The sequence below is a fragment of the Segniliparus rotundus DSM 44985 genome, from assembly GCF_000092825.1.
In the GTDB taxonomy this organism is placed as follows: domain Bacteria; phylum Actinomycetota; class Actinomycetes; order Mycobacteriales; family Mycobacteriaceae; genus Segniliparus; species Segniliparus rotundus.
Map to the genome: position 1 here is coordinate 858,072 of NC_014168.1, position 16,211 is coordinate 874,282.

The 16,211-nt window shown below is 68.9% G+C and carries 13 protein-coding genes, 1 tRNA gene and 1 other RNA gene; 7 read left to right on the top strand and 8 right to left on the bottom strand.

The window, feature by feature from the left end:
* Positions 1 to 3: 3 nt before the first annotated feature.
* The 6 genes from SROT_RS04390 (at position 4) to SROT_RS04415 (ending at position 6,411) form a co-directional block, all read left to right on the top strand.
* A complete protein-coding gene (locus tag SROT_RS04390) occupies positions 4 to 2,574 on the top strand; it encodes a sensor histidine kinase (protein ID WP_013137803.1) in 2,571 nt (856 codons plus the stop codon).
* Positions 2,571 to 3,323 carry a response regulator gene (locus SROT_RS04395; protein ID WP_013137804.1) on the top strand — a complete coding sequence of 251 codons (753 nt, stop codon included), beginning with the start codon at positions 2,571 to 2,573 and terminating at the stop codon, positions 3,321 to 3,323. Before SROT_RS04390 ends, SROT_RS04395 begins: the two co-directional genes overlap by 4 nt.
* Positions 3,320 to 3,742 (top strand): OsmC family protein, encoded by a 423-nt coding sequence (locus SROT_RS04400; RefSeq protein WP_013137805.1) that lies wholly within the window; start codon positions 3,320 to 3,322, stop codon positions 3,740 to 3,742. The genes SROT_RS04395 and SROT_RS04400 overlap by 4 nt, the downstream gene beginning before the upstream one ends.
* A gap of 12 nt (positions 3,743 to 3,754) precedes the next feature.
* A complete protein-coding gene (locus SROT_RS04405) occupies positions 3,755 to 4,669 on the top strand; it encodes a hypothetical protein (protein WP_013137806.1) in 915 nt (304 codons plus the stop codon).
* A 2-nt stretch (positions 4,670 to 4,671) separates the two neighbouring features.
* Complete coding sequence (locus tag SROT_RS04410; RefSeq protein ID WP_013137807.1) at positions 4,672 to 5,835, top strand: glutathionylspermidine synthase family protein; 1,164 nt, start codon at positions 4,672 to 4,674, stop codon at positions 5,833 to 5,835.
* Positions 5,836 to 5,922: 87 nt separating this feature from the next.
* The gene (locus SROT_RS04415; protein ID WP_013137808.1) at positions 5,923 to 6,411 is read left to right on the top strand and encodes a DUF350 domain-containing protein; all 489 of its coding nucleotides are present in this window, start codon (positions 5,923 to 5,925) and stop codon (positions 6,409 to 6,411) included.
* A 7-nt stretch (positions 6,412 to 6,418) separates the two neighbouring features.
* Here the strand turns inward: SROT_RS04415 and SROT_RS04420 are convergent, their stop codons facing one another.
* From SROT_RS04420 to ffs, 8 genes are all read right to left on the bottom strand, one after another.
* Positions 6,419 to 7,084, bottom strand: a complete 666-nt coding sequence (locus tag SROT_RS04420) for a P-loop nucleotide/nucleoside kinase family protein (protein WP_013137809.1) — start codon at positions 7,082 to 7,084, stop codon at positions 6,419 to 6,421.
* 63 nt (positions 7,085 to 7,147) lie between these two features.
* Positions 7,148 to 9,142 carry a DNA polymerase III subunit gamma and tau gene (locus SROT_RS04425; RefSeq protein ID WP_013137810.1) on the bottom strand — a complete coding sequence of 665 codons (1,995 nt, stop codon included), beginning with the start codon at positions 9,140 to 9,142 and terminating at the stop codon, positions 7,148 to 7,150.
* On the bottom strand, positions 9,067 to 10,404 hold the full coding sequence (locus SROT_RS04430) for a glycosyltransferase 87 family protein (protein ID WP_013137811.1): 1,338 nt from the start codon (positions 10,402 to 10,404) through the stop codon (positions 9,067 to 9,069). The genes SROT_RS04425 and SROT_RS04430 overlap by 76 nt, the downstream gene beginning before the upstream one ends.
* Positions 10,401 to 11,678, bottom strand: a complete 1,278-nt coding sequence (locus tag SROT_RS04435; protein WP_013137812.1) for a glycosyltransferase 87 family protein — start codon at positions 11,676 to 11,678, stop codon at positions 10,401 to 10,403. Before SROT_RS04435 ends, SROT_RS04430 begins: the two co-directional genes overlap by 4 nt.
* On the bottom strand, positions 11,675 to 13,021 hold the full coding sequence (locus tag SROT_RS04440; protein WP_148223340.1) for a glycosyltransferase 87 family protein: 1,347 nt from the start codon (positions 13,019 to 13,021) through the stop codon (positions 11,675 to 11,677). Before SROT_RS04440 ends, SROT_RS04435 begins: the two co-directional genes overlap by 4 nt.
* On the bottom strand, positions 13,005 to 14,294 hold the full coding sequence (locus SROT_RS04445) for a glycosyltransferase 87 family protein (RefSeq protein ID WP_013137814.1): 1,290 nt from the start codon (positions 14,292 to 14,294) through the stop codon (positions 13,005 to 13,007). The genes SROT_RS04440 and SROT_RS04445 overlap by 17 nt, the downstream gene beginning before the upstream one ends.
* 170 nt (positions 14,295 to 14,464) lie before the next feature.
* The gene (locus tag SROT_RS04450) at positions 14,465 to 15,760 is read right to left on the bottom strand and encodes an aspartate aminotransferase type Ic (protein ID WP_013137815.1); all 1,296 of its coding nucleotides are present in this window, start codon (positions 15,758 to 15,760) and stop codon (positions 14,465 to 14,467) included.
* Between the two features lie 137 nt (positions 15,761 to 15,897).
* Positions 15,898 to 15,994: signal recognition particle sRNA small type (gene ffs / locus SROT_RS15860), an RNA gene on the bottom strand.
* 119 nt (positions 15,995 to 16,113) lie between these two features.
* Here ffs and SROT_RS04455 point away from each other — a divergent pair.
* Positions 16,114 to 16,199: transfer RNA gene (locus SROT_RS04455), tRNA-Ser, on the top strand.
* Positions 16,200 to 16,211: the final 12 nt, after the last annotated feature.

Genomic DNA, 16,211 nt, shown 5'->3' on the forward strand with positions numbered 1-16,211 from the left:
TTCATGGAGAGCATGAGCACTGAACCGGCTCCGGACCTCCAGCCGACCCCGCCCAAACGCGGACAGTTGCGGATCTACTTAGGAGCCGCGCCCGGCGTGGGCAAAACCTACGCCATGCTCGCCGAGGCGCACCGCTGCCAGGAAGCAGGCACAGACGTCGTGGTGGCCGTGGTTGCCACGCATGGGAGGGAGAAGACCGCCGCGCTGCTCGACGGGCTGGAAATCGTGCCTGCGGCGCGCGTTTCGTATCGGGGGACGGCGCTGGAGGAGATGGACCTCGGCGCCGTGTTGGAGCGCGCCCCGCAGCTCGCCCTCGTCGACGAGCTCGCGCACACCAACGCCCCCGGCAGCGCGCACGAGAAACGCTGGCAGGACGTGCAAGTGCTGTTGGAAGCGGGAATTGATGTGCTCTCCACGGTGAACGTCCAGCACCTCGAAAGCCTCAACGACGTGGTCGCCCAGATCACCGGCGCGACCCAGCAGGAGACAGTCCCCGATGTCTTCGCGCGCTCGGCCGCCCAGGTCGAGCTGGTCGACATCACTCCGGAGGCGCTTCGGGCCCGCATGTCCCACGGCGAGATTTACGCTCCGGACAAAGTGGACGCGGCCCTGCGCAACTATTTCCGCGCGGGCAACCTGACCGCGTTGCGCGAATTGGCGCTGCTGTGGCTCGCCGACCAAGTGGATGCCGCGCTCGCGAAATACCGGCGAGAGCACCGCATCACCGATGTCTGGGAGACGCGCGAGCGGGTGATCGTGTCCGTCACCGGCGGGCCGGAGTCGCAGACGTTGATCCGCCGCGCGCGGCGGATCGCCTCCAGGTCCGGCGCGGAGCTCATGGTGCTGCATGTGGTCCGAGGCGACGGTCTGGCGAGCGCGGCGGAGACCGAACTCGGCCGTCTGCGCGAGTTCTCGGCGAACGTCGGCGCGTCGTTGCACACCGTCGTCGGCGACGACGTGCCGACGACCCTGCTGGAATTCGCCAGGGCTGTGAACGCGACGCAGCTCGTGATCGGCACCTCGCGCCGGTCCCGCATGGCGCAGTTGCTGGACGAAGGCATCGGCATGCGCGTGGTGCGCGAGTCGGGCAAGATCGACGTCCACATGGTGACCCACGAGGAGGCCGGCCGGCGCCGGGCCCTTCGGCCAGGTCTGCGCAGCACGCGCAAGACGAGCTGGTCCGCGGCGGTCCTCGCGCCGCCCGCTGCCGCGTGGCTGATGGAGCTCGCGGGACCGGCTGTCGACTTCACCAGCGCGACGGCGGTGTTCTTCGCTGTGGTGCTGCTCGTTTCTTTGCTCGGGGGCGTGGCCCCTGCCGCGTTCTCGGCAGTGGTGTCGGGGGTCTTGCTCAATTACTTCTTCGCGCCGCCGTTGCGCAGTTTCGCGGTGAAGTCCCCCGGACAGGTTGTCACGATCTTTGTCATGGTCGGGCTCGGCGTCGCCGTCGCGGCGCTGGTCGACTTCGCGTCCTCCCGCGCCCGCCAAGCCAGACAGGCCGCTCAGGAAGCGGAGCTGCTCACGCTGTTCGCGGGAGCCGTGCTGCGCGGCGCGGACGTCTCGGAGCTTCTGGCGCGGGCGAAGGAGACCTACGGGCTTCGGGCGGTGAGCCTGGTGCGGTCGGGCGACGTGGTCTCCTGCGCCGGTGAGGACGCGCCGACCAGCGAGGCTTCGGCGCGGGCCGCTGTCCAGTCGCCCGACGGGGAGTGCGTTCTTTTGCTCGACGGGCCGAAAACCTTCGCCGGACGGGACCGGCGGGTCCTCGAAGCGGTGGCCGCGCAAGCCGCGGCCCTGGTCCGCCAGGCCGACCTGGCGCAAGAGGCCGCTCTGGCGGACGGGCTCGCGGAGGCCGACAAGTTGCGCCGCGCGCTGCTCTCCGCGGTCAGCCACGATCTGCGCACACCGCTCGCGGCGGTGAAAGCGGCGGTGTCGAGCCTGCGCAGCGACGACGTGGAGTTTTCCCCCGAGGACGTCGGCGAGCTGCTCGCGACCATCGAGGAGTCCGCCGATCAGCTCACCGCCCTGGTCGGCAATTTGTTGGACTCCTCGCGTCTGGCCGCAGGGGTGCTCGCGCCGCAGCGCCGACGGGTCTATGTGGACGAGGTCGCCCACCGCGCCATCCTGAGCTTGCCCGCGCCGCGCCGCGCGCGAGTGCAGGTGCAGCCGGACGTGAACGCCGTCCTGGCCGACCCCGGCCTGTTGGAGCGCGTTCTGGCGAACCTCATCGACAACGCGTTGCGCTACGCGCCGGACTCCCAGGTGACCGTGCGTTCGGAGCGCCAAGAGGGCGAGGTGGTCATCTCGGTCGTGGACCACGGGCCCGGCATTCGGGCGGACCAGCGCGAGCGGGCGTTCGAGCCGTTCGGACGGCTGAGCAGCGCCCCTGACGGGCGGGGCGACCGGGACAACAGCGTCGGCGTAGGGTTGGGACTTTCCGTGGTCCGAGGCTTCGCGGAGTCGATGGGAGGGCAGGTGGTCGTGACGCAGACCCCTGGGGGCGGTGCGACGTTGCAAATATGGCTGCCCGACGCCAACACGGCCAAACGGCACGCCGCTGAGACAGGAGCGAAGGCATGACGAAGATACTGGTGGTGGACGACGAGCCGCAGATCCTCCGCGCGCTCCGGATCAATTTGACCGCGCGCGGTTTCGACGTGACCACCGCCTCGACCGGGGCGGGCGCGTTGCGCGCGGCGGCGCAATGCCACCCCGAGGTGGTCCTTTTGGACCTGGGGCTGCCGGACATGGACGGGTTCGAGGTGCTCGCAGGGCTGCGCGGTTGGACGAAAATCCCAGTGATCGTGCTCTCCGCTCGAACTGATTCCAGTGAAAAGGTCGACGCGCTCGACGCCGGGGCGGACGATTACGTCACCAAGCCGTTCGGGATGGACGAGCTGCTCGCCCGGCTGCGCGCGGCGGTGCGCAGGGGCGCGAACAATCAGCCGGGCGGGGAGCCGGTGGTGGCCGCCGATTCGTTCGTGGTCGACCTGGTGGCGAAGAAAGTCACCAAGGACGACAAGGAAGTGCATCTCACGCCCACAGAATGGGGCGTGCTCGAACTTTTGGTCCGCAACCAGGGCAAGCTGGTTTCGCAAAAAGAGATCCTTTCCGAGGTGTGGGGGCCGTCGTACAAAACGGAGACGCATTATTTGCGGGTGTATCTCGCCCAGCTGCGCCGCAAATTGGAGGCGGATCCCGCGAACCCCCGCCATTTGCTCACCGAAGCGGGCATGGGGTACCGCTTTGAGCCTTCGGCCAAGCAGAGACCGGCGCATGAACCTCGCGTCTGGCAGAGTGCTTCTGGCGAAGAGGAAGGACAGCCATGACTGGACTGCATGTGCGCAGGGTCGGAACCCGCCGTTACACCGGGCACAACGACCGAGGGGGCGAGGTGCAGATCGGCTCGCACGGCGTGGACGGGACGTTCACCCCTGGGGAGCTGCTCAAGATCGCTTTGGCGGCGTGCACGGGGTTGTCCTCGGACGCGCCGCTCGCCCGGCGCCTTGGCGACGACTACGCCGCCGTGGTCGAAGTCTGCGGGGACGCTGACCGCGAACGCGAGGTCTATCCGGTGTTGCGCGAGGAGCTGCGGGTGGATCTTTCCGCGCTCTCCGAGGAGGAACGCGAGCGCGTGCTCCTCGTGGTCGCCAAAGCTGTGGACCAGGTGTGCACGGTTGGGCGCACCCTGAAGCAAGGGGCTCAGGTGGAGGTCGATATTGTGAACACCACGACAGGCAGCCTGTGAGGAAGGACGGACGTGTCAGAGGAGCAGGAGGAGGCTCCCAGCTATCCGAAGCCTCCATTCGAAGCCGAACCGTCGGCGCGACCCCCGAGCGGCGCCGCTCCCAGTGGCGCGCAGGACACGCCGAGGGTGACCCGGGGCCTCGGCGGGCGAGGCGGTGCCAAACCGTCCCCTGCCGCGCCGGAGCCAGCTGAGCCCGCCTCGTCCGAGTCCGCCGCGCCTGAGCTTGGCGCGCCTGTGTTCCCTGCGCCCCCGTTCTCCGCGCCGCAGGACAGTCCTGTAGCGGCGGCGCCGGTGGCGGACGACGTCGTCGAGCACACGCCGGCCGCGTCCTCGTTCCCGCCGCCCCCGTTCCCGCTCCCGCCGTTCCAGGAGCCCGCCCAAGCCCCGAACCTGCCCGCGGAACCCGCGGGCGCCGGCAGCATCTCCTTCCAAGAGCCTGGTGTGACGACGCCGCGCGAACCCACCCTCGCCGAGTCCCGAGCCCGCTACCAAGTCGAGCAGGAGGCGCAGCGCCAGCGCGAGATCGAAGAGCTGCACGAAGAGAACCAGCGCAAGTGGCGGCGCAGGCTCATCGGCGGGGTCGCGGTCGTGGGGATCGTCGGAGCCGTCGCGCTCGTGTACATCGCGAGCCCAGAGCGGCGGTGCTACAACGACGTCACGCACCAGGAGATGCCGAGTTCTTACTGCACAAGCAGCTACTCGGGCAGCGGAGTCGGCGGAGTCTACATCTTCCACCGCACCGGCTGGTTCGGCGCGTCGCCGTACTCCGGCAGCCGGTTCGGCGGCGGCTACAACTCGGGCGGCTACAACTCGGGCGGGGCCCGCAACTCGCGCGGCGGGGACTCCTCGCGCGGCTCCTCCTCGTCGAACAGCGGCGTCCAGCGCGGCGGGATCAACCCCGGCAGCCGAGGGAGTTCGTCGAGCTGACCATGCGCAGACTTCGCACATCCCCCCGGCCAGGCTGGGAGCAGACTGTCGAGACCCAGGGCCTGGTCTACGGCGTCCCCGCCCGCAACGCCGACGGAACCCAACGACCGTATTGGGACGAGTCGGTGTATTACGAGTTCTCCCTCGACGAGGTCGAATCCTTAGAAGCCGATGTCGAAGCGCTGCACTCGCTGTGCCTGGACGCCGTGGAGCACGTCGTGCTCACCGAACGCTACAAAGACTTCGGGCTGCCCGAATGGGTCTGGCCGCACATCGCGGAGTCATGGCGGCGCCGCGACCCGCACGTCTACGGACGTTTCGACCTTCGCTACGACGCACATGGCCCGGCGAAGCTCTTGGAGTACAACGCGGACACCCCCACGTCGCTGCTCGAAGCCTCGATCTTGCAATGGTTCTGGTTCAAAGACGTGTTCTCGGACGGCGACCAGTGGAACAGCCTGCACGAGAAACTCGTGGAGCGCTGGGGGCAAGTGCGGGCCCAGTTGCCGCAGAACGTCCTGCATCTCGCGTTCGCGAGGGGCGACACTGTCGGCGAGGACCACATCACCACCACCTATATGCAAGAGACAGCCGCCGAGGCTGGATTCGACACCGTGGGACTCGCAGTGGAGGACATCGGCTGGGACAACGTGCTCAACCGGTTCGTCGACCTGGCCGAAGACCCGATGCGCGCCGTGTTCAAACTGTACCCGTGGGAGTGGTTGCTGGAAGACCCGTTCGGCGAGCACGCGGTCGAGCAACTGCCGGGGACGATGTGGGTCGAGCCGCTTTGGAAGACGCTGCTCTCCAACAAGGCGCTCTTGGCGGTCCTCTACGAGAACAACCCTGGGCATCCGAACCTGCTGCCCGCGTACCTCGACGACCCCGGCATGCTGACGGAGTACATCAAGAAGCCCAAACTCGGGCGAGAAGGGGCGAATATGACCATCGTCGCCCCCGGCCACGAGACTTCCACCGGCGGCGTCTACGGAAAAGAGGGCTACGTCTACCAGCTCTTCGATCCGCTCCCCGTGTTCGACGGGATGCGCCCGGTGATTGGCGCGTGGATCGTCGGGGACCGCGCGGCGGGAATGGGCATCCGGGAGACCGCCGGGCTCATCACCGACGACGGCGCCGCGTTCGTGCCGCATAGGATCGCCGAATGACCGCAATGACGCATGAGGCCGTCATGGTCCACCGCATTGTTGTCGGCCCAAACGCAGTTGCCACTCAAACACAAGGAGTATGACCGTATGAGCACAGTGTCGATGGGCGTCGCCCAGTTCGCTTTCGATTCCGCCGTCGCGCACAGCGTCTACTGGCAGCATCTGCTGCGCTCCGTCGCGGCCATCGTGGTCTACGCGATCATCGGCCTCGGGCTCATGGTCCTCGGGTTCTTCGCGATCGACCTCACCACCGTCGGCAAGCTGCGCCAGCTCGTCCGGGAGGAAAAGCCGAACGCCTCCTTCATCACCGCCGCCGGTCTGATCGGCATGGGGCTGATCGTGGTGACCGCCATCTGGAGCGTCGCGGCCACCGACATCTGGTCCGGGATCGTCACCACGATCGTCTACGGCGTGGTGGGGATCATCGCGCAGACCTTCGCGGTGCGGTTCTTGGAGATCGCCACCGGCGTGGAGACCAATGTGACCTTGCTTCGCGATGACTTCGACTTCGACTCGTTCATCATCGCGGGCGCGCACTTGGGGATCGGCCTGATCGTCGCCGTCTCGATCCTGTAGCGGGCGTTCAGCCCGCCCAGGTCTGCGGCTGTTGCGGTTGGCCCGGATAGGCGGGGTTCGGCCACGACTGGGCTGCGGGGGGCGGCGCGGCGGGGCTGCTCGGCGCTTGCGGAAAGACGTTTTGTTGCACGCCGAGCACCGTGTTGACCGTGGTGGCCACGTCCATCCCCGAGCTGTCGATCCACGCTCCGACGCCGTGCAACTGCTCGTGCATGGTCCGGTCGAGGAAGTTCCAGTCCGTGGTGAGGACTTTGCGCCGGGTCGCGTTGCGGTGCGCCGCGATATGCGGGCTCGGGGCGAGCACGACGAACCGCAACGGCAAGCCCGCGAGCTTGGCGAGGTAATAGTCCAAATGATTGCGCCACACGACGACGTCGTCGATCACGGGCACGATCCCGGCCTGATAGAAGTTCTGCGCGAGGGCGGCGGCGTTCTTGGCGCGGACGTAGGTCTGCCGGTCGGCCTCCGGGTCCCAGCGGAAACGGGGCCAGCGTCCGCCGGACACCACCATCTCTTGGAGACGGTCCACCTCGATATGCGCGCCGAGCCGGTACCGTTGCGCGAGAGCCCGGCTCACCGTGCTCTTGCCGCTGCCCGGCACGCCGACAATAAGATACGCGGCAGGAGCAGCGGCAATGCTCACGGGAGGCCGGGGGGAGGACCATTGGGTCATAACGCCTTCATCCTACCGCCCGCCCATGGCAGGCAGGTGTGCGGCTCGCGTCCCGGATCGGCTTCATCCTTTGATCGGTTTGGCTCCGAGTTGCGCGGTGAGCAAAGCCAGCGCGTCGGGGGGCTGCGCCGTTTCGTCCGGCGACGGCGCTTGTTGGGCCTGGGGCGCTCCTTGTTCGTCCGGCGACGGCGCTTGTTCGCGTTGGGGGGGTGTTTGTTCGCGCCGGGGCGCAGGATCGGGGTCGGCCCCCGGCTCCCTCGCCGCCGACCCCGACCGCCGCTCCGCGAGCACGCGGCGCGCCCGCGCGGACGGCGGTTCCGCGGCGGATGCGGCAGGAGCGGATGAGGCCGACCGCTCGGGTCGCTCGGACGGCGAGGCGTTGGCAGCCGCGCCTCGTTCGCAGACCACCCGCCAATGCACCCCGGCGCCTTCCTGCAGCGCCGTTGTCACCATGTCGAGCACCTTGGGGTCGGACAGCCGCGCGGCGAGAGCGGATGAGGCTTGGCGGATCACGAGTTCCTCGCCGCGAAGCTCCGGAGTCGGCACGCCTTCGAGCAGGGCGTATGCGACTCGCGACCGTTCACGGATCTGGCCGAGCGCCTTCGCCCAGATCTCGTGCAAGGAGTCCGTCGTGTCAGCCCGCGCGCTGACCGGTTCGGGCGCATCGACGGGTTCGGGCGCGGGGACGGCCGCGCTCTCGGGAGCTGGTTCGTCTGGCTTTTCTCCTGCCGGTTCCGATGTCGCACGCGGTGGCCAAGGGTCTGTTTCGGGCTCCTGCCGCTGCGCGGGCGGCTGTGCCCGCGGCGTTGGTTTCGGTGTTTCAGGCTCTGGCTCAGCTCGCTCAGAACGGGCCAGGGAGCCCGGCTCTGCCGCGCGCCGCCGCGCCGGGGATGGTTCGACGGCGGCGGGCAGGGGAGAGCCCCGTTCGAGCCGTTCGAGTCTGGCGATGAGCGCGTCGGAGTCCGTCTGCGGCAAAAGCATCCGGGCGAACACCACTTCCAACAGGAGCCTCGGCGAGGTCGCGCCGCGCATCTCGGTGACGCCGGTGTGCAACGTCTGGGCGCATCTGGCGAGGGTGCCTGGGCCGAAGCTGCGCGCCTGCTCGTGACGCTGCGGCCAGGCGTCCGCAGGCGCGTCGACGAGCCCCTGCTCCAACGCGCCGGGGACCGTTTGGACGAGGATGAGGTCCCGGAGCCGGTCGAGGAGATCGACTGCGAAACGTCTGGGGTCGCCACCTGCGCTGACGCACTGGTCCACCGCGGTGAACACGGCCGCGCCGTCGCCTGCGGCGAGGGCCGCCACAGCGCTGTCGATGAGCGCGGCGTTCGTGACCCCCAGCAGGCCCACCGCGTCCGCGTACGTGACCGTCGCGTTCTCCGCGCCCGCCATGAGCTGGTCGAGGATCGAGAGCGCGTCCCTCGGCGAGCCCCCGGAAGCGCGGATGACGAGCGGATACACGTCCGGCTCCACGGCCACCTGCTCGGCATGCGCCACATTGGCCAAAAGCTCGCGCAGCGTTTTCGGCGGCAGCAGGCGGAACGGGTAGTGGTGGGTGCGCGAGCGGATAGTCGGCAGGACCTTTTCCGGCTCGGTGGTCGCGAACACGAAAATCAGATGCGGGGGAGGCTCTTCGACGATCTTGAGCAGCGCGTTGAAGCCCGCTGTGGTGACCATGTGCGCCTCGTCGATGATGAACACGCGCTTGGCGGAGCGGGCCGGAGCGTAGAACGCGCGGTCGCGCAGGTCCCTCGTGTCGTCCACGCCGCCATGGCTGGCGGCGTCCAACTCGATGACGTCGATGGAGCCGGGGCCGCCTTCGGCGAGGGCCCGGCACGATTCGCAGACCCCGCAAGGATTCGCTGTCGGCCCTTTTTCGCAGTTCACCGAACGGGCGAGGATGCGGGCGAGGGACGTCTTCCCGCAACCCCTCGGGCCGGAGAACAAATACGCGTGGCCGAGCCTGCCCGCTTCGAGCGCGACGCTCAGGGGTTTGGTGACGTGCTCCTGCCCCAGGACCTGGTCGAGCCGTTCCGGCCGGTATCTTCGGTACAACGCCACCCGCTTAGCTTACCCAGCGCCGCCGACGCCCCTCCGACCAGGAGGACGACCAAAAACGCGATCGGATACCAGGCCGCCTTGCACTGGCCGGCTGCTCCGAGCGGGGGTGAAGAGGGCTGGATGAACACGCCGGTGGCGTAGCCGGGCAGCACGGGGGCGTTGGGCAGCTCGGGTTGGACGGAAGTCCACATGAACACCCACGCGGCAAGACAGAGGAAACCTGCCCCGGCGATCATGGAGCGCTCTCGCGCCGCCCGCGCGAAGAGCCACGCCGCGAGCGGGAAGAACCACACCCAGTGATGGCCCCACGAGAACGGGGAAACGGCGCAGCCGACGAGTCCGGCCATGACGACGGCGAGCAGTTCGTCGCCCGCGCGGTGGGCGAGCCAGGCCAGGGCCAGGCCGAGCGCGCCGAGCGCGGCGGCGAGCGAGAACCACGCCCAGTTCGGCGCGTAGGACACCGGGTCGGCCAACGACGGGGTCGCGGTGGGCGAGTAGAGCCGGTCCAGGACCCCGGCGATGGATTGGTTCGCCGGGGTCGGCCGAGGAGCGATCTTGCTGACATCGGCGACGCCTTTGGCCCAGTAATGCCGGGAAGCCGACGGCGCGACGGCGAATCCAGCGGCGACGCTCGCCGCGAACGTGCCGCAGGCCCACCCCGCCGCGCGCCATTGCCGGGTGATGAGCAAGTAGGGCAAGAAAATGAGCGATGTGAGTTTGACCCCGGCGGCGAGGCCGACGCCGAATCCCCGGCCGAACGACCCGGCTGGCCGCGCGAGGTCGAGGAGCACAGCGGCAAGGAGCACCAGGTTCACCTGCCCGTACCAGAGCGTGGAGCGCACTGGCTCCAGGGCTGTCGCGGCGGCGGCGAGGCCGAAGCCCGCGAGGAGGCAGCCGGGACGGCCGGCGAAGTTGCCCGCCCGCAAGCACCGGTAGGCCACCAGGACGAGCGCGACGCAGGAGAGCGCAAGCCACACGGTCCGCGCCGATTCGAAGGCGATACCGCTGAGCGGCAGGAACGCCACCGCCGCGAACGGGGGGTAGGTGAACCAGAAGTCGTCCATCACGGGCGCGCCGTACAAGGGCCGCGATTCGAGCACTGCCTTCGCCCCGCCCCGGTACACATCGAGGTCCACGCCGTTCTCCAACAGGCCCCAGTATTCCCCGTGCAACGGGATGAGGCGGTTCTGCGCCCACACGGCCAGGGCTCCGAGCGCCAGCGCGGCGGCGACTGCCGCCGGCTTCGTTCCCCGGCGGGTCACGCCGGGGTCTTCTGGCGCAGGTGGCGCCAACTGCAGAAGAGGATCGCGAGATAGGCGTACAGGTACCAGGCCCCGAGCGCGTTTCGCAGCCAGATCGGGCCGTGCTGCAGCCAGAACACGCCAATCGACGCGGGCTCCGCGGACTTGTTGAAACTCAGCGAGGTCTGGTTGTTCGGCCACACGAACACCCACAGGCAGAGGGCTGTCGCCGCGAGCGCCCAGGCGGGCGCGGGACGGTTCCCGGGCGTTGCGTCTGCGTCCGGCAGCGCCTTCGCGACGAGCCACACGGCCAGCGGGGCGACCCAGACCCAGTGATGGCTCCAGGCGATCGGCGAGACCACGCAGGCGACCAGCCCGACCAGGATCACAGCGAGGACGCGCTCCGAGCGGCGGTACGCGTAGGCCCCGAGCAGGAGCCCGGCTCCCCCCAACACCAAGGCGAGGGCGTAGAACAGGGCTTTGGGCGCGTCATGCGGAGCCCATATCCTGGCGAGCGTGCCTTCGACTGCTTGGTTCGACGGCCAGGCGAGGGGGCCGACGCGAGTGGTCTGCCCCACGCTGGTCCAGAATTTCGCCGAGTCGTGGGGGATGACGACGAAGCCCAGCAGGACAGTGCCGGCGAACGTCGCGACTGCTGTCGCCGCCGCGCGCCATTGCCGGGTGAGCAGCAGGTAGGGGACGAAGACCAACGGGGTGAGTTTGAGCCCGGCGGCGAGGCCGACGCCGAAACCTTGCCAGCGCCCCGGCGCGCCGGGGCGGGACCGACTGGGGCACAGGTCGAGGAAGACCAAAGCCATGAGCACGATGTTGAGCTGCCCGAACCACAGCGTGGACTGGACCGGTTCGAGGCTGATGGCGCCGATGGAGAAGGCGATGCTCGTGAAGACCAGCGCGCCGTCTCTGCGGACGCCGCCTTTGTTCTCGAGCGCGCATTCCAGGGTTCGGGCGATGACCAGGGCGAGGGCGAGGACTGAGATGAGCAAGTGCAGCGTCTCGCCGGTGAGCCGGGGGAACACTGCCATGGGGACGAAGACGAGGACGGCGAACGGGGGATAGGTGAATCCGAGTTCCGGATTATGGGCCACCGCCCGGTCGTAGAGGGATTCGCCGCCGAGGACGACTTGGGCTGCCGCCCGGTAGACGTTGTAGTCGACGCCGCCGCAGCCGTGGATGATCGCCGTTTCGGGCGGCAGCAGCAATTGCACCGCGAAGGCGAGCGCGGCAGCCCCGAGCGCCATCCAGATCAGGGCTTTCGGCGTCGTTCGGGCGCTCATGCCCGCGCTCCTGCCGCGCGCGGTTGCGATGCGGGCTCTTCGGCCGCCGCCGTCCGCGTGCCCCGCAGCCAGATCGCGACGCCCGCCACGATGGCCGCGTAGGCCCACACGTACCAGCCGCTGGCGATGTGGTGGTACCACGGGGAGCCTGGGTCGAGGACGTGGTAGAAGATTCCGGGGACCACGCGCGGCTCCTCAGGCGTGCTGGGGGGCTTGTGCCAGGGCCAGGCGAACGCCCATGCGCCGATCGCCGCGGCTGCGGCGGCCCAACGGGCCCACCGTGTGTCCTTCGCCGCGCGCGCATGGGCCGAATGGCCGATGAGCCACGCCGCGAGCGGTGCGAACCAGACCCAGTGGTGTCCCCAGGTGAAAGGCGAGGCGACGCAGGATGTGAGCCCCACGAGCAGCAGCGCGAGCGTCTTTTCGCCCCCCGCGCGCGCCGACCGGGCGAGCAGGAGGCCCAGAGCGGTCACTGCCGCCGCCAGGACTGGCCAGAGCCACCCTGGGCTGTGGCCGGGGTGCCACACTCTGGCCAGGAAGCCGTTGAGCGACTGGTTCGCCGGATGGGAAAGCTCGCCGATGTGGCTGGTGTCGCGAACGGCGTGGAACCAGTATTGGGCGCTGTCCCGCGGCAGCAGCATCCATGAGACCGCCACGGTGCCCGCGAACGTCGCGAGCGCCGTCGCCGCCGTCCGCCATTGCCGGGTGAGCAGCAAATAGGGCACGAAGATCAGCGGGATGAGTTTGATCCCCGCCGCCAGCCCGACCCCTGCGCCGCGCAGCTGCCAGCCCCGTCCCGCGCCGTCCTCGGGCTCCGGGCGGGAAAGGTCCAGGAAGATCAGCGTCATGAGCAGGATGTTGATCTGCCCGTACCAGAGCGTGGTGCGCACAGGTTCGAGCGCGGTCGCCGCCGCGGCCAGCCCCAGGCTCGTCGCCCAGAGCTTCGCGCCTGACCGGAAACCGGTCAGGCGCAGGGTCCGGCCGATCACCAGGGCGAGCAACAGGAAACAAAGGACAGACCAGGTGAACCCGCCGATCGCCGGGGGCAGAACCGTGAACGGGGTGAAGCACAGCGCCGCGAACGGCGGGTATGTGAAGAAGCCGTCCTCGCCGACCGGCGTCGTGTACAAAGGCAGTCCGTCCAACGCGGTGCGGGCCCCGTCCGAATAGATGAGAAAGTCCCGGCTGTTCGTGATGAAGCCGGGGTGCAGCAGGTCGAACGGGAGCAGCGCGCTTTGCCCCGCCAACGCCAAAGCGCCCACCAGGACCGAGGCCCACATCAGCCCCGACGGGGTTGGCCTGCCCGATCCTCCGGGGACGCTGCGGTCATCTCTGGCGGTCATCCAAGGCAGGGTACCGCAGGAGCCGCCGCACGCCTATCAGGATCACAAGGCACAGCACCAGATACCAGGAGTGGGCGATGGGGCTGATGAAGCCCGGCAAGCGATCCCAGTAGCAAATGCCCACGTTGAGATGGATGACTGGCAGCACTCCCGGCGGTTCGCGGTGGCTCTGGGTCCAGATGAAGAGCGCCGCCACGAGCGCCGCCGCGGCCAGCACCCACCGGGACCGCCCCTTGGCCGCCGCGGCGCCCCTTGCCCCGAGCCAGACGGCAAAGGGCGCGAACCACACCCAGTGGTGGGTCCAGGAGATCGGCGAGACCGCGCAGCCGGTGAAACCGACAAGCAGTATCGCCACGAAGCGTTCGCCTGAGCGGTCCACTGCGCGCGCGCAGGCCAGACCGCCCACGGCCAGCGCCAACTGGACGACATGCACGAGCAGGCCCGGTGCGGGCGAGGGCTCCCAGATCCGGGCGAGCACCCCGGCCGCGGATTGGTTGTCCAGATGCGAGGTGAACGCCTGGATCGGCCCGACCTGTCCGCCCGCGCCCCAGAAGACTCTCGAATCGCCGGGGAAGACGAGCCACCCGGCCACGGCAGTCCCGGCGAACACCAGCACAGCGGTTTTCGCGGCTCGCCACTGCCGGGTGATGAGCAGGTACGGCACGAAGATCAGCGGCGTGAGTTTGATGCCCGCGGCGAGCCCGACGCCGAAGCCGCGCAGCTTCGCGCCTTCTGGCCGGACCAGATCGAGCACGACAAGGCCCATGAGGAGGATGTTCACCTGGCCGTACCACAAGGTGGCGCGGATCGGTTCCAGGTCTGCGGCCGCGACGGCGAGCAGCGCGCTGAGCGCCGCGAGCGCGCCGCCGCCGCGCAGGCCCGCCGCCTCCACGGCGCGCCGCAGCACCAGGGCCAGCACAACGACCGAGATGGCGAGCCAGACGATTTGGGCGAGCAGGAACGGGTGGACCCAGCTGATCGGGAGGAACAGCAGAGCCGAGAACGGCGTGTAGATGAACCAGAGCGCGGTTTGGTGCGCCAGGCCCGCCCAGGTCGCCGGTTTGTCGTAGAGCGCTTGGCCGTGCCAGCCCATGTCCGCGCCGTTCTGGTAGGCGACCAGGTCGGTGCCGTTTTGCAGCAGTCCCCACCACGGCGTCTGGTAGGGGATGAGCGCGTGCTGCGCCCAAAGGGCGAGCAGGGCCAGGGCGGCCGCGGCCGCAACGGCCCGCCACCAGACGTTCGCGCCCGCGGCGGGGGTTGTGGCTTCAGTCATGGCTGACGAGGGTAGCGGACCCAGGCGCGCGGGCGCCGCTCCTGGTGAAGATGCGGTCCACCGGCCTGGGCTCCTGGCTTCAAAAAACACGCGAGCCCGCCAGGGCCGCTTTTCCAGACGGAGAGCGTTGTCCTATGCCGTCTCCCCAGGCGGCTCTGGGCAGCCGGGCCCTACCCGGAGTCTTTCTGGGCGAGTTTCTGTGCCGCGGCGAGCAGGACGCAGGTGCTCGCCGCCTCGATCGCGTCGCTCAGATCCGGTTCGGGGAGGAGCGACGGGGCGATTCTGATGTTCGTGTCCTCGGGATCGACGCGGTACGGGAACGTCGCCCCGGCGGGGGTGAGGGCGACTCCGGCCTCTTTCGCGAGGCGCACGACTTCCCGAGCTGTGCCGGGCAGCACGTTGAGGCTCACGAAGTACCCGCCTCGCGGTTCGGTCCATGAGGCGACTTTGGACGCCCCGAGCCGTTCTTCGAGGATTTTGAGGGCGAGGGCGAATTTCGGGGCGAGCAGCGCCTTGTGCCGCCGCATGTGCGCCCGGACCCCTGCCGCGTCGCGGAAAAAGAGCACATGGCGCAGCTGGTTGAGCTTGTCGGGGCCGATAGAGCGTTTGCCCGCGTGGGCGAGATGCCAGTCGAGGTTCGCTGTGGAGGCGGCGAAGAAGCTCACGCCCGCCCCGGCGAAGGTGATCTTGGAAGTCGAGGCGAAGATCAGCGGACGGTTGGGGTGGCCCGCCTCCTCGGCCCAGGCGAGGAAGGGGCGCCCGGTCGGCGGGTCGCCGACGACCGGGTGCAACGCGTAGGCGTTGTCGAGGACCAGGCGGAAGTCGGGCGCGGCCGCGGGCAGGGCGAGCAGCGCGCGGATCGTCTGTTCGCTGATGACCTGTCCGGTGGGGTTCGAGTAGGTCGGCACGAGCCACATCCCCTTGATGGCCCGGTCGTGCGCGATGAGCTCGGCCACCTGGCCGACGTCCGGGCCGTCGGCCAGCATGGCGACGGGAACGAGTTCGAAGCCGAGGTCTTCGGTGACGGCGAAGTGCCGGTCGTAGCCGGGGGCGGGGCAGAGGAACTTGCGTTTCGGCTCGCTTGCCCAGGGCGCGTCGCCGTCGACCGGGGTGTGCAGCAGCGACTCCACGATCAAAGTGTGCATGAGCTCCAGGGAGGAGTTGTTGTTCGCGATCAGATTCGCCGGAGGGACTTCCAGCAGTTCGGCGAAGATCTCACGCAGCTCCCGAAGCCCGAGCAGCCCGCCGTAGTTGCGGCAGTCGATCCCGTCGGCGTCCCGGTGTTCTCCTGCCGGAAGGGTCAACAGGTCGGCGGAAAGATCGAGCTGGGCCGCGGAGGGCACGCCCCGTGTGATGTCGAGCGAGAGGCCTTTGGCCGCCAATTCGGCGTATTGCGATCGCAGACCTGCGAGTTCGGCGGCGATTTCTGCCGAGCTGAGCGAGCTGTAAGGCAGACCAGCGGTCATCGTTTTCCGGCACCTCGTTCTATGTCTGCGCTGGGGTTTCGTCGGCTGGTTGTTCTCTTCGCGCCGCTGGCTTGTTTTTCTTGGCTGAGCCGCGTTGCTTTCTTCGCTGCGCCGGTTCGCGGCTTGCGTCGCGAAGAGAGCAGGGGACCCCGCGCACCCGCCAGAGCCCGTTGACCCTTGCTGCCTTCCGGCCCTGGGGGGGTTCACAGGATGGTCGCCGCACGGGGTCCTGAAAAGGAGTTTACACGCAGTGGCGCCGGGGAGCGCAATCCGGTGCGGCGGCTGGTCTCGGTCCGGTGCGGGCTGGGCGAACGGATTCGTCTCTGCGGTGAACGTCCGCTATACTCCTCGGCGGAGGATTCGCCTAGTGGCCTATGGCGCTCGCCTGGAACGCGGGTTGGGTTAACAGCCCTCAGGGGTTCAAATCCCCTATCCTCCGCAGTAGCGGCTC